The sequence below is a fragment of the Nocardia sp. NPDC049707 genome, assembly GCF_040674855.1.
Lineage (GTDB): Bacteria > Actinomycetota > Actinomycetes > Mycobacteriales > Mycobacteriaceae > Nocardia.
In genome coordinates this window covers 41,141-54,587 of record NZ_JBFANN010000011.1, presented here as the reverse complement: position 1 = coordinate 54,587, position 13,447 = coordinate 41,141, and the positions used below count along the sequence as shown (strand labels likewise).

Genomic DNA, 13,447 nt, shown 5'->3' with positions numbered 1-13,447 from the left:
AAAGAGACTTCACCCACCATGAGCGATAGCAGCGACCGAACAATCGATACCGCCGAAGCACCACAGCGGCCAGTGCCACGCGACCGTACCCACTGGCTGTATCTGGCCGTCATCGTCGCCGTCATCGCGGGAATTCTGGTCGGTTGGCTGGCGCCCGAGTTCGGTCAGGACGTCGGCCCGCTGGGCACCATGTTCGTCAATCTGATCAAGATGATGATCGCGCCGGTCATCTTCTGCACGATCGTGCTCGGCATCGGCTCGGTGCGCTCGGCCGCCAGTGTCGGCAAGGTCGGCGGGCTCGCACTCGGGTATTTCCTGATCATGTCGACGATCGCGCTCGGCATCGGTCTGGTCGTCGGCAACCTACTCGAGCCGGGTTCGGGCTTGAATATCGCCAAGACCGCCAAGCAGGGCGCGAAGCTGGCCGATCAGGCGCATGCCGCGGGCGGCACCTGGGACTTCATCCAGGGCATCATCCCGACCACGATGGTGTCCTCGCTGACCACCGGCAGTGTGCTGCAAGCACTGTTCATCGCGCTCCTCGTCGGATTCGCGCTGCAGGCCATGGGTAGGACGGGCGAGCCGATCCTGCGCGGTGTCGCATCGCTGCAGAAGCTGGTGTTCCGGGTTCTGTCGATGATCCTGTGGCTGGCCCCGATCGGTGCGTTCGGCGCGATCGCGAATGTGGTCGGCAAGACCGGACTCGATGCGGTCAAGCAACTCGCACTGCTGATGGTCGCGTTCTATCTGACCTGTCTGGTTTTCATCTTCGGTGTGCTCGGCGTGCTGCTGTGGGCGGTATCCCGGGTGTCGGTGTTCAAGCTGGTCCGCTACCTGGCGCGGGAGTACCTGCTGATCGTCGGCACCTCCTCCTCGGAGTCCGCACTGCCGCGGCTGATCGCCAAGATGGAGCACCTCGGTGTCGAACGGACCACCGTCGGTGTCGTCGTGCCGACCGGCTATTCGTTCAATCTGGACGGCACCGCCATCTACCTGACCATGGCGTCGCTGTTCATCGCCGACGCGATGGGTAAACCGCTCAGTATCGGGGAACAGGTCGGCCTGCTGCTGTTCATGATCGTCGCCTCCAAGGGCGCGGCCGGTGTCACCGGTGCGGGTCTGGCCACGCTTGCGGGTGGTTTGCAGAGCCATCGTCCCGAACTGCTCGATGGCGTCGGCCTGATCGTCGGCATCGACCGGTTCATGTCGGAAGCCCGTGCGCTGACCAACTTCTCGGGCAATGCCATCGCTACGGTCCTGGTCGGCACCTGGACCAAGACCATCGATGTGGACCGGGTCCGCACGGTCCTCGATCGCAAATTGCCCTTCGACGAACGGACCATGGTCGACGATGACCACGGCCCGCGGCCACAGCAGGACGACACCAAGGATCTGGTTCCGGCCTAGCTGTACCCCGTATGACGAAGGGGCCCGCAGGATCTGCGGGCCCCTTCTTGGTGTCGGTGGGATCAGTCGGCCCACTTCTCCGGATGCAGGTAGTGCTGGGTGATCGCGGTGGCGTGGCCGTGGCCGAAGCCGTGCTCGGACTTCAGCCATTCGACGATTTCCTTCTGCGAAGCCAGATTCGACGCGCGCATGGCGGATTTCCACTCGTCGATGGTGCGACCGTATTTGGCCTCGATCGATGGGAAGTAGGATGCGGGGCCCTTGGGCTTGGTCGTTGCCATGGTCGTCTCCTCTGTTCGTGCGTTCAGCGATACCGACGGGGCGGATCACCGAAACTCATCGGTGCGATCCGGTGATCAGGCGTTGGCGGCGGAGCTTCCTGCCGGTTCAGGACCGTCCGCGCGCGGATCAGCAGGACCCCGGTCACGATGACCAACGTGGCAGTCAGCCCGTGGATGCCGAACGCGGCCGCGGTGGAACCGCCCCAGTTGAGGACAATGAGCATGTCGCCGATCGGGACCGCGCATGACCAACGATGCCAAGGGCGTAGCGCTGCTTGGTGGCGAGCAGCACCAGGATGACCTGAAGTTCGGCCTGGAGGCGCCGCAGGCGCTGCGCGATGCATTCGGTGAGATCCAGACCGCGTACGCGCCGTTCGCGGGCGAATTCGAGCTACAAGCCGGCACCGAGGTGGCCGGTAGCGCGGTGCCCGCGATCGCCACGCTGGATCGCAGCGGTCGCCTGGTCGACGACCTGCAGGAGGAGCGCATCCGGGTGCTGCTCGGCCAATGGACACATCAGGGGAGTGACCGGGTGATATATACCTCGCGCGGGTGACGGCACAGCCCGGGGCGGCCCGGCAGAATCGAGGTATGCCTGATGTCGTCGTGGTCGGTTCCGGTCCCAATGGTCTCGCCGCTGCGGTGATCCTGGCGCGTGCCGGTCTCACCGTCGAGGTGCACGAGGCGCAGGCCACCGCGGGCGGCGGGAGTCGAACCGCCGAGTTGACGCTGCCCGGATACCGGCACGATGTCTGCGCCGGTGCGCATCCGATGGCCCTGGCGTCGCCGTTCTTTCGTGCCTTCGATCTGGCCGCGCACGATGTCGAACTGCTCGCGCCCGAGGTGTCCTACGCGCATCCGCTCGACGGCGGCACGGCCGGTGTGGCGTGGCGCGATCTGGACCGCACCGCCGCGGGGCTCGGCCGGGACGGCGCCGCCTGGCGTGCGCTCTTCGAGCCGATGGTCCGGCATTGGCGGCAGGTCGTGGATTTCGCGATGTCGGACCTGCGCCGTCCGCCCGCCGATCTACTGACCGGACTGCGTTTCGGACTACGGGTGCTCGAGCAGGGTTCGCCCCTGTGGAACGTGCGATTTCGCGAGCAGACAGCACCGGCACTGCTGACCGGCGTTGCCACGCACGCGATCACACCGCCGCGCGCCATCCCCGCGGCCGGGGCGGGCATGCTGCTCGCGACACTCGCGCATGCCGGTGGCTGGGTGCTGCCGCGCGGCGGCAGTCAGGCCATTCCGGACGCGCTGATCGCCGAACTCGAACGGCTCGGCGGCAAGCTCGTCACCGGACACCGCGTCGATTCGCTCGACGAATTCGGTGGCGCGCGTGCGGTTGTGCTGGATACCGCGCCCGCCGAACTGCTGCGCATCGCGGCAGACCGGCTGCCGGATCATTACGCAAACGGCTTGCGCCGCTTCCGTTATGGCGGTGCAGCCTGCAAGGTCGACTTCGCGTTGTCCGGGCCGGTGCCATGGCAGGCGCCGGGGTGTGAGCTTGCCGGGACGCTACATCTGGTCGGCACCCGCGCCGAGGCAATGGCCGTCGAAAAGACCATCGCCGCAGGACAACACGCGGATCGTCCCTATGTCCTCGCCATCCAGCCGGGCGTGGTCGACTCGACGCGGGCACCGGCGGGCGGTCATACCCTCTACACCTACGCCCACGTCCCGAACGGTTCCACTCGCGATATCAGCGCCGCCGTCATCGCTCAGGTGGAACGGTTCGCCCCGGGCTTCACCGACCTGATCCTGGCCAAGAATGTCGTCACCGGTGCCGAAATGCCGTCGCACAATGCCAACTACATCGGCGGCGATATCTCCGCCGGCGCGATGACTTTGCGCCAGTTCGCCTTCCGCCCGGTCGCGCGCTGGAATCCATACGCCACACCACTACCCGGGGTCTATCTTTGCTCCTCGACCCCACCGGGTCCGGGTGTCCACGGCATGTCGGGCATGCACGCCGCACGGCATGTGCTGCGCAGCGAATTCGGAATCCGCATCGACCCAACAGATCTGCTGCGCACCTCGAATCCGACCTGAACGTGCCCGTTCTGCCGGGTCTGGCGCGATTCGCCGGAATCGGCCGAGAAGCGCCAGCTCAGGCCCCTAATTGCGTGGAGTCGCTGAATCAGCCCGTGCCGTCCGGTACAGGTCGGGTTCCAGATAGATCACCCGCGCGGCGGGCACGGCCGCCCGCACTCTGGCCTCCGCATCATCGATGGCCGCGGCGATATCCGCGATAGCCAGATCGGGCACGATCGAGATCTTGGCCGCGACCAGGATCTCCTCCGGCCCGAGATACTGCGTTTTGAGATGGATCAGCCGGTCGATGCGCTTGCCGTCGACCAGGTTGGCGCGGATCGCCTTATCCTCCTCCGGCGTCGCGCCCTCACCGATGAGTAGGCTCTGCATCTCCACGACCAGGATCAACGCGATAACGCCGAGCAGTCCGCCGATGGCCAGGGTGCCGATGCCATCCCAGACCGGATCATGGGTGAGCATGGTCAACCCGACCGCCGCCAATGCGAAGACCAGACCGACCAGCGCGCCGGTGTCCTCCAGCAGCACCACCGGCAGTTCCGGACTGCGCGAATTGCGGATGAACCGCCACCAGCTCGCATTTCCCTTGAGCGGGACGGATTCCCGCATCGCCGTGATGAAGCTGTAGCCCTCCAGGCAGATCGCGATGAGCAGGATGACGATCGCGACGATCGGATTGCTCAGTTCCTCCGGATGCTGGATCTTGTGGATGCCCTCATAGATGGCATAGATCGAGCCGAGCGTGAACAACACAAGCGCCACGATGAACGAATAGAAGTATCGATTGCGCCCGTATCCGAACGGGTGCAGTTCATCGGCATCGCGAGCGGCGCGGCGCTGACCGAGCAGCAGCAGCCCCTGGTTGGCGGTATCCGCGACCGAGTGCACCGCCTCGGCCAGCATCGATCCCGAACCGGTGATGAACGCGCCGACGAACTTCGCCGCCGCGATCCCCGCATTCGCCGACAATGCGGCGAGAATCGCCTTCTTGCCCCCACCAGCCGACATGAGTAGGTCCTCCTGTGCCCAATGTGCCGCGCTTGCGGCGCTGTGTGTTCGTGGCCCTGGTGTCTCGCGTCCGAGCGGCCGAGACTCGCGATTACGTCGCATGCCCTTCCGCCGCTCGGCTGAGTTCATGGCCGCGACTTCGCGCGGACGCGAGACGGGCCGCGAACGTCGCTCGTAAGACTCGCTCCGTGGTGGCCCCGTCAGGAGGCCGTCGAACGAACAGCCTAGGGCAGCATACGAGCAGACTGGGCGACAGGTCAGTTCCCGCCACCGACGCACGCGCAGAACACCTGGGCGGCACCATCGACGGCTTGGGCGCGAATCTCGGTGTCGGCCGCGGATATCCACGCCGCCGCACCGCGTTCCAGCACCAGCTCACTGCCCCCGTGGAACAGCCGCACCGTCCCCGCCGTGCACAGCACGATCCCCGGTCCAGCAGATGTCAGCGGCACCTGCCCGGATCCGGCGGTCAGGTCGAACCGCCGCAGCGCGAACTCCGGCGCGGGTGTCCGATACCGCACCGACCCATCGCCCGCCGGTTCCGGCAGCACCACCGGCAAATCGATCGCTTCGAAATCCAGCACCCGCAGCAACTCCGGCACATCGACATGCTTAGGCGTCAGACCACCACGCAGCACATTGTCCGAGTTGGCCATGATCTCCACGCAGAGCCCGCGCAGATACGCGTGCAGATTGCCCGCCGCGAGGAACAGTCCCTGTCCCGGTTCCAGCGTCAGCCGATTCAGCAGCAGCGCGGCCAGCACACCGGCATCGCCCGGATAGGCCTCGGCGAGTTCGAGTGTGGTGCGCGCCTCCGCGGTGAACTCCCGCTGTCGTTTATCAGTCTGATGGAGCCCCTTCTCCGAGAGATAGCGCACGCATCCATCCAGCACCTGGGGCAACAGTGTGCCGAGGACGCTCTGCGGCAGCGTGATCCAGGTCGTGAACAGTGTCCGCAGTCCGGCCGAATCGGGTTGGGCGGCAAGCAGATCTGCGTAGGAGCGCAGTCCGGGCACATCCAGTGCGCGCAGCAACTCGACCGTGCGCAGTGGATCCCGGAATCCGGCCAGGGCCTCGAATCGATCCAGCGCCACAACCAGTTCCGGCTTATGGTTCTCGTCGCGATAGTTGCGCATCGGTGAATCCAGCGGCACCCGTGCGAGATTCTCCCGCTCGAATCCGGCCAGTGCCTGCGCCGAACTCGGATGTGCCTGCAGCGATAGCGGTTCCTCGGCGGCGAGGATCTTCAACAGGAATGGCAGCCGTCCACCGAATTCCGGTGCGGCGGCACCGAGTTCGCGCTCTGGATCGTCGGCGACCAATTCCAGCAGTGAGCGCGTGTTGTGCTCCAAGCGGACGTGCGCCGGATCGGCCGGATGCGCGCCGAACCACAGCTCCGCCTCCGGATGCGCGGAAGGGACGGGCCGGCCGCACAATTGAGCGAGTGCGGTGCGTGAACCCCAGGCATAGGAACGCAGCGCACCAACGAGTTCGTGCACTAGTAGTGTCCCCCGTCGAGCTGTTCCGTGGACTGTGTCGCACCGCCGCGCGAGCCGATCAATCGCAGATAGGCGGCGGCCATCTCCAAGCGTAGGGCGAGCACCGCGAGTTGTTCGAGTTCGTTGGCAAGGGTGATGGTGCCGGGCCTCGGCACGCCCGAGTCATCCACTCTGGCAGGCATAGGCGTGGCGGGATCGGTGAGCGAGGTGTGCAGCAGTTCGATATCCGCGCTCACCAGATCGGCGTCGACCAGACCCGATCCGCTGCCGCCGAAGACGGCGAGTCGACGACGCGCCGCGGCCTGATCCAGGGCCGCGCTGAGCACGAACACCCTGATGCGCTCCACCGGCGCGGGGCCGTCGAGTTCCTCGTCGTGAAACAGCGGATCGAAGTTCGGCGCGGATTCGCCTGCGGCCTCGACCATTCGGGGATTGGCGGCAACAGCCTCGGCCAGATCCACCGCGGTGGCCACCTTGCCCGCCGACTGCAACAGCACCTCGGCGCCGTGCTCGGCCAGCTCGCTGGCGGCGGGGGAGTCCCCGGCCAGCACGATGGCGCGCTGCTGCATGCGTGCGGCCAGCGTCTTGGCCGGATTGTGGAAGACCTCATTGTGCGGACCATCGCGCAAGGCCTCGGCATCGAGCACATCGGCCAGCTCGGTCAGGTCGGGGACGATCGCACCGGAGCGGTTCGGATCGACGATGCGCAACACCGCGATGCAGGCCGCGAGGAAGCGCAGCAGCCGATTGTGGTCCAGGACCGGAATCCGCGGCTCCAGTAGTGCGGTACGTCCGGCAGCGGCGGCCCGCAGCGGGCCTTCGTGTGGAGCCGCGACCACGACTTCCGCGCCCCGGCGCTGTGCCCGGTCGACCGCATCGATCAGCCGAGGATCGCCCGCGTCATCGCCTGCGACGAGCACCACGTCGAGCGGACCGACCCAGGGCGGAAGGGCAGCGACCGGGACCACGGGTAGGCCGGCGCGGTCGCCGATCGCGGCGACGATCAGACTCGCGGCGCGTGCGGCCCGGCCCGCGCCGGAGACCAACACCACACTGCGTGGTCGCAGATCCGCGAGGCGCGCAAGCGCGTCCTCACCGACCGCTGCCGCGGTCGCGCGTACCTGCGCGCCGCCGGATGCCGCCGAGCGCAGGGCGCCGCCGACATCGGCAGCCTCGAGCGAAACGGCATCGTCGAGGTCGAGCACCGGTGTTCCAGCGATCATCGGGCGTCCCACCTCCCCTCATCGCGCTGTGTGCGGTCCCGCCCTGCTCCCACCCGGGCTGTCGATTCGGGGGGATCGACTCGAGCACCCAGGTCGGGCGAATCCAACGTCTGTAATTCCACTATTCCAGTCGGGAGCGGACGATGCTCAGAATCTCGGTATTGGGCTGAGCCGTCTACTTTCTCCGTCGCCGAGTCCTGGGTGTGTGATTGCATCCGCCCTGGTTCCACTATCCCAGTCAGGAGCGGACGATGCTCAGAATCTCGGTCACGAGCGCGTCTACGTCGTCCGTCGACCTGGCTTCGACGTTCAGCCGCAGCAACGGTTCGGTATTCGATGCGCGCAGGTTGAACCAGGCGTCGTCGGCGAGTTGGACGGTGACCCCGTCCAACCGGTCTACCGATGTGGCCCGATCCTCGAATGCGTCCACCACAGCCATCGTCCGCTCCTTCGCGTCCGCCACTGTCGAGTTGATCTCCCCGGACGCCGCATATGTTTCGTACGATGACATGAGCTCCGAAATCGGCCGGTCTTTCTCGCCGAGTGCCGCAAGCACGTGCAGGGCCGCGAGCATACCGGAATCGGCGCCCCAGAAGTCGCGGAAGTAGTAGTGCGCGGAATGCTCACCGCCGAATACCGCGCCGGTGGCAGCCATTTCCTGCTTGATGAACGAGTGCCCGACCCGGGTGCGCACCGGGGTGCCGCCGAGTTCGTGCACGAGTTCGGGCACCGCGTGCGAGGTGATCAGATTGTGGATGATGACCGCACCCGGCTCCTTGGCCAGTTCGCGCTCGGCGACCAGGGCGGTGATCGCCGATGGCGAAATCGGATCGCCGTTCTCGTCCACCACGAAGCAGCGGTCGGCATCGCCGTCGAAGGCCAGACCGATATCGGCGCCGGACTTGCGGACCAGATCCTGCAGATCGACCAGATTCTTCGGATCGAGCGGATTGGCCTCATGATTGGGGAACGAGCCGTCCAGCTCGAAGTAGAGCGGCACCAGCGTCAGCTGCGCCACGGCGCCCAGCACTTCGGGCACGGTGTGCCCACCCATGCCGTTGCCCGCGTCCACCGCGATGGTGAGCGGGCGGACATGGTCGAGATCGACCAGTCCGCGCAGGAACTTCGCGTACTCGCCGAGCAGATCGGTCCTCGTGGTGCTGCCCGGCGTTCCTTCGTAGCCGGGTACCCCGTTGATCACCTCGTCCTTGATGGCCGCCAGGCCGGTGTCCTGACCCACCGGAAGCGCCTTCGCGCGGCACAGCTTGATGCCGTTGTAGCGGGCTGGATTGTGGCTGGCGGTGAACATCGCGCCGGGGCAATCGAGATGACCGGAGGCGAAGTACAGCTGATCGGTCGAGGCGAGTCCGATGTGCACCACATCGAGACCCTGGCCGAGTACGCCGTCGGCGAACGCGGCGGCCAGTTCTGGGGAGGACTCGCGCATATCGTGTCCGATGACCACGCGGGTCGCACCCTCGGCGCGCATCAACCGTGCGAACGCGGCCCCCGCATCCTGGACGAATTCTCCGTCGATCTGTTCACCGACGACCCCGCGAACGTCATAAGCCTTGATCACCGCGTTCACGAATTCGGCAGAGCGGGCCACTGTCATGGTGACCACCCTAGTGGCTCGCGCCGACGCCTCTGACACGGTCCCGTCCCGACTGTTAGCTGGGCGGGTCCGGAAGTACTCGAAGGTGTCCGCGCCGACCGGTGCGCGTCGCGCGCGGTGTTGGCGGGGCGTAATCGGAATAGCGACGCTGGTCGTGCTCCGGGGGGCGGCGGCGCAGGCCGGCCTCGCGGACCGCTTCGGCCAATGCCGTCAGATCATCGTCATCCGGTGTGTTGGAAGAGAATCCGCCTTCGTGGCGAACCATTTCCCAACCTTTTGGTGCGGTGATCCGGGAAGCATGTGTTTCACACAGATCCCAGGAATGCGGTTCGGCCACCGTCGCCAGCGGCCCGACCACCGCGGTCGAATCGGAGTACACGTAGGTGAGCGTCGCAACAGCGGGATTCTTGCAACCTGGTCGGCAGCAACGACGCATGGGGATCACGCCGATGAGCGTAACGCGCTCGACGTTCCGATGTGCTCAGACACGCTAAGGATTCGGCGATTTGGGCGAGTTCACCGGCGCTCGGCGGTGTGTTCGTTACGCGCCTTCGGGATCGATGATGTCCGGATCGACGCCGAGATAGGTGGCGATTTGTTGGACCAGAACCTCGCGTAGCAGATCGACCAGATCGTCGGGATCGCCCGCGCGTAGCTCGAGTGGCTTGCGGAACAACACAACTCGGGCGCGGGTTGCCACTCCGTGCCGGTCCACACCGGCCGGAATGAGTCGCGAAAGCGGCACCGGCCCGTCGGCCACCACCTCGTCCGGCCAGGTGACCGAATCCGGGTGCAGCGGGCGGATTTTCGGCACATCGTCGACCGCGATATCGAGCTTGGTGAGTCGGTCGTGCCACTGGGTGTCCAACGGCGCGAAAGCTTCGAGGACCAGCCGGTCGAACTGCTGCCCCCTGGTGCGCCATGCCGGCACTGTCGGTGGGAGCATCGGCCCGCGCACCCCGCGCCCACGACGGATCACCGATCGTGCGGTCGGTGGACGACGATTTCGTGAACGGGCCATGACTAAAACCTAGGCTAATCCGCTTCCCCGACTGTCGGCACCCCGCCGGGTGCGGTGTCCGCCGCATCGGCGGCCGATGGTCGGGTGCGGTCGACTGCTGGGCGTGCCCCCGGAGTTACCCATGTGCCGGCGAAATCAGTCGACACGTCGGTGACTCGCCGCGTTCGCAGGCAACTCCGGGGCAGGGCCCAAGTCTCTAGCCGATGCCGCGCTTCAGGCGGCGCCGCTCTCGTTCGGAGAGGCCGCCCCAGATACCGAAGCGTTCATCGTGCGCGAGTGCGTATTCCAGGCACTCGTCGCGTACCTCGCAGCCCATGCAGATCCGTTTGGCCTCACGGGTCGAGCCGCCCTTCTCGGGAAAGAACGCCTCCGGATCGGTCTGTGCGCACAGGGCGCGTTCCTGCCACTGCTCCTCGATCGATTCGAACATCTCGTCGAAGCCCGTCGCGACCAAGCTGAGCCGGGGTGCTGTCACTCCGTCGGTCATCTCAGGTCCGATCCGACCGATCTCTGCGCAGACGCCACGTGCTGCGCCTGCTGTGGAATCGGTTTGCGATACGCCGCCCGGCATGCCCGAAGGGGCCAGCTCATTGGCCATCGCTCCGCCTCCTCACTGTGTGTTAGCGCAGATTGATTCTTTCCGTCGGACCAACACGCACACCGACGGCCGTACCCCGCGATGTTGTCCCGCGGACATCCCCGAGCTTGCCACTCCGGTGCGAACACATGTTCGAAAATCCGTCCGCGCCTTGAACTCTCGCGCGAACCCGAAATGACATGACTGTGATTAGACACGCCGAACGTGTCGATGGTCAAGCCGTCGTCGCAATTCCGTTACTATCCGCTACCGCTTTCCGGAGCTGATCTTGAACATGGAATAGCAAATAAGCAGCAAATTCGACGAGAACGGCAGCCGTTCCGGCAGCGCATAGGCTGTGTCGATGTGACTCCACAACAAGCGGACACCGCACCCGCAAGTGGGCCCAAGATCGCCGTCCTGGTGGGCGGGGTCGGCGGCGCGCGCTTCCTTCAGGGCGTCCGGGAACTACTGCCCGATGCCGACGTTTCCGCCATCGTCAATGTCGGTGACGACGTCTGGATGCACGGCCTCCGGATCTGCCCCGACCTCGATACCTGCATGTACACCCTTGGCGGCGGAATCGATACCGAACGCGGTTGGGGCCGGGTCGCCGAAACCTGGCACGCCAAGGAAGAACTGGCCAAATATCATGCCCAACCCGATTGGTTCGGTTTGGGGGATCGCGATATCGCGACGCACTTGGTTCGGACCGAAATGTTGCGCGCCGGGTATCCGCTCTCCGCGGTCACCGAGGCGTTGTGCAACCGGTGGCAGCCGGGCGTAAAACTCATCCCGGCTACCGACGATCGTTGCGAAACGCATGTCGTTGTCAGTGACCCTGGCAACCCTGGCGAACGCCGCGCGATCCATTTCCAAGAGTGGTGGGTTCGCTACCGCGCGGACATCGAGACGCACGGATTCGCCACAATTGGGGCCGATGACGCCAAACCGGCGCCAAATGTGACACAGATCATAGCCGAGGCCGACGCTGTGCTGCTGGCCCCCTCCAACCCCGTGGTGAGCATCGGCGCCATCCTCGCCGTGCCCGGCATTCGCGGCGCACTGCGCACTACCGAGGCCAAGGTGATCGGCATCTCCGGCGTGATCGACGGAAAACCGTTGCGCGGCATGGCCGATGAATGCCTTTTGGTGATCGGAGTGGAAACCAGCGCCGAGGCGATCGGGCGCCACTACGGTGCGCGCTCGGCCACCGGCATCCTGGATGGGTGGCTGATCCACAGCACTGATACCGCGGACGTGCCCGATGTCGAAGTGCGCAGCGTGCCGCTATTGATGACCGATCCGCCGACCACCGCTGAAATGGTGCGGGAGGCGCTCGACCTGGCGGGAGTGAAGCGATGACGACGCAAGAGCCATTGACGGGCCCGATCGATCATGCGGCGGGGGAGTTGCAGATCTTGCCGATCACCGGCCTGCCGGAATTTCGGCCCGGTGACGATATCGCCGAACACATCGCCGCAGCCGCGCCCTGGTTGGCCGACGGGGACATCCTGGTCGTCACGAGCAAGATCGTCGCCAAGGCCGAGGGCCGCATTGTCGAGGCGCCGTTGGATCCGGAAGAGCGCGATACCGCGCGCCGCGTGCTGGTGGAGCAGGAGGCGGTGCGTGTGCTCGCGCGCAAGGGCCGCACGCTGATCACCGAGAACAAGCTCGGCATCGTGCAGGCCGCTTCCGGGGTGGATGGATCCAATGTCGAGCAGGGTGAACTCGTCCTGCTGCCCTCGGATCCGGATGCCAGCGCGAAGGTGTTGCGCACCGCGTTATCCGAGCGGCTCGGGGTACAGATCGCGGTGGTCATCACCGACACCATGGGCCGGGCCTGGCGCAACGGGCAGACCGATACCGCTATCGGCGCCGCCGGCCTGCGGGTGCTGCACGACTATGCGGGCACGGTCGACGGGCAGGGCAATGAACTGCATGTCACCCAGGTGGCGGTAGCCGACGAATTGGCCGCCGCGGCTGACCTGGTGAAGGGCAAGTTCGGCGGCGTCCCGGTCGCGGTGGTGCGCGGTCTGCCGATCACCGACGACGGTTCCTGTGCCGCGGACCTGCTGCGCGGCGGCAGCGATGATCTGTTCTGGCTCGGTACGGCCGAGGCGATCGAGCAGGGGCGCTCCGAGGCGCTGCTGCTACGTCGTTCGATTCGTCAATTCGCCGATACCCCAGTCGATCCAGAAAGCATTCGCGCCGCGGTGGCGAAGGCGCTCACCGCGCCCGCGCCGCATCACACCCGTCCGGTGCGTTTCGTCTGGATCCGCAAGCCCGGTCTGCGCGCCCGGCTCTTGGCGGCCATGGCCGCCAAGTGGCGGGACGATCTCACCGCGGATGGCCTCGATCCGGAGCGGGTGGAACGCCGAATCGCCCGCGGCCGCATCCTGCACGACGCACCCGAGGTGATCATTCCGTTCTGTGTGCCCGACGGCGCCCACGACTATCCGGACGAGCGGCGGCGCGGTAACGAGCGCACCATGTTCACCGTCGCGGTCGGCGCGGCGGTACAGGGTCTGCTCGTCGCACTGGCCACCGAGGGTATCGGCAGTTGCTGGATCGGCTCGACCATCTTCGCCCCGGAGATCACTCGCGACGTCCTCGGCCTCGCCGACGACTGGAATCCCCTGGGCGCTATCGCCATCGGCCATCCCCTCGAAGAACTCACCCCGCGTCCGGTCTTCGGTCCTGGCCCCGGCCTGGTCGAACTGTGAACGAGCGTCAGCGAGTGAACCATCGACACAGCGTGCAA

14 protein-coding genes are annotated in these 13,447 nt (G+C 66.1%); 5 read left to right on the top strand and 9 right to left on the bottom strand.

The features are described from left to right. Positions 1-18 precede the first annotated feature (18 nt). Positions 19-1,407 (top strand): cation:dicarboxylase symporter family transporter, encoded by a 1,389-nt coding sequence (locus AB0J29_RS13090; RefSeq protein ID WP_364784004.1) that lies wholly within the window; start codon positions 19-21, stop codon positions 1,405-1,407. A gap of 62 nt (positions 1,408-1,469) precedes the next feature. On the opposite strand, the gene AB0J29_RS13085 is transcribed toward AB0J29_RS13090, so the two are convergent. Together AB0J29_RS13085 and AB0J29_RS13080 are read right to left on the bottom strand one after the other, a co-directional pair. Then, positions 1,470-1,688: a DUF4287 domain-containing protein gene (locus tag AB0J29_RS13085; RefSeq protein ID WP_364784001.1), complete on the bottom strand. Its 219-nt coding sequence runs from the start codon at positions 1,686-1,688 to the stop codon at positions 1,470-1,472. Between the two features lie 23 nt (positions 1,689-1,711). Continuing rightward, positions 1,712-1,912: a hypothetical protein gene (locus AB0J29_RS13080; RefSeq protein ID WP_364783998.1), complete on the bottom strand. Its 201-nt coding sequence runs from the start codon at positions 1,910-1,912 to the stop codon at positions 1,712-1,714. A 20-nt stretch (positions 1,913-1,932) separates the two neighbouring features. Between AB0J29_RS13080 and AB0J29_RS13075 the strand changes: the two genes are divergently transcribed. Continuing rightward, positions 1,933-2,244: a hypothetical protein gene (locus tag AB0J29_RS13075; RefSeq protein WP_364783995.1), complete on the top strand. Its 312-nt coding sequence runs from the start codon at positions 1,933-1,935 to the stop codon at positions 2,242-2,244. Positions 2,245-2,279: 35 nt separating this feature from the next. Beyond that, complete coding sequence (locus AB0J29_RS13070) at positions 2,280-3,740, top strand: NAD(P)/FAD-dependent oxidoreductase (RefSeq protein ID WP_364783992.1); 1,461 nt, start codon at positions 2,280-2,282, stop codon at positions 3,738-3,740. A 66-nt stretch (positions 3,741-3,806) separates the two neighbouring features. On the opposite strand, the gene AB0J29_RS13065 is transcribed toward AB0J29_RS13070, so the two are convergent. The 7 genes from AB0J29_RS13065 to AB0J29_RS13035 form a co-directional block, all read right to left on the bottom strand. Beyond that, entirely contained in the window at positions 3,807-4,748 is a 942-nt protein-coding gene (locus AB0J29_RS13065; protein ID WP_364783989.1) for a cation diffusion facilitator family transporter, read from the bottom strand. 257 nt (positions 4,749-5,005) lie between these two features. After that, the gene (gene manA, locus AB0J29_RS13060) at positions 5,006-6,247 is read right to left on the bottom strand and encodes a mannose-6-phosphate isomerase, class I (protein ID WP_364783986.1); all 1,242 of its coding nucleotides are present in this window, start codon (positions 6,245-6,247) and stop codon (positions 5,006-5,008) included. After that, positions 6,247-7,470 (bottom strand): tobH protein, encoded by a 1,224-nt coding sequence (locus AB0J29_RS13055; RefSeq protein ID WP_364783983.1) that lies wholly within the window; start codon positions 7,468-7,470, stop codon positions 6,247-6,249. The genes manA and AB0J29_RS13055 overlap by 1 nt, the downstream gene beginning before the upstream one ends. Before the next feature lie 238 nt (positions 7,471-7,708). Then, positions 7,709-9,079 (bottom strand): phosphomannomutase/phosphoglucomutase, encoded by a 1,371-nt coding sequence (locus tag AB0J29_RS13050; RefSeq protein ID WP_364784306.1) that lies wholly within the window; start codon positions 9,077-9,079, stop codon positions 7,709-7,711. Between the two features lie 61 nt (positions 9,080-9,140). Continuing rightward, the gene (locus AB0J29_RS13045) at positions 9,141-9,530 is read right to left on the bottom strand and encodes a DUF3499 domain-containing protein (RefSeq protein WP_364492763.1); all 390 of its coding nucleotides are present in this window, start codon (positions 9,528-9,530) and stop codon (positions 9,141-9,143) included. Between the two features lie 96 nt (positions 9,531-9,626). Further along, the gene (locus AB0J29_RS13040) at positions 9,627-10,106 is read right to left on the bottom strand and encodes a metallopeptidase family protein (RefSeq protein WP_364783980.1); all 480 of its coding nucleotides are present in this window, start codon (positions 10,104-10,106) and stop codon (positions 9,627-9,629) included. Between the two features lie 196 nt (positions 10,107-10,302). Continuing rightward, positions 10,303-10,536 (bottom strand): WhiB family transcriptional regulator, encoded by a 234-nt coding sequence (locus AB0J29_RS13035; RefSeq protein WP_029901515.1) that lies wholly within the window; start codon positions 10,534-10,536, stop codon positions 10,303-10,305. Between the two features lie 513 nt (positions 10,537-11,049). On the opposite strand from AB0J29_RS13035, the gene cofD reads away from it, so the two are divergent. Together cofD and AB0J29_RS13025 are read left to right on the top strand one after the other, a co-directional pair. Further along, positions 11,050-12,048 (top strand): 2-phospho-L-lactate transferase, encoded by a 999-nt coding sequence (gene cofD / locus AB0J29_RS13030; RefSeq protein ID WP_364783977.1) that lies wholly within the window; start codon positions 11,050-11,052, stop codon positions 12,046-12,048. Beyond that, positions 12,045-13,409, top strand: a complete 1,365-nt coding sequence (locus AB0J29_RS13025; protein ID WP_364783974.1) for a coenzyme F420-0:L-glutamate ligase — start codon at positions 12,045-12,047, stop codon at positions 13,407-13,409. Before cofD ends, AB0J29_RS13025 begins: the two co-directional genes overlap by 4 nt. Positions 13,410-13,447: the final 38 nt, after the last annotated feature.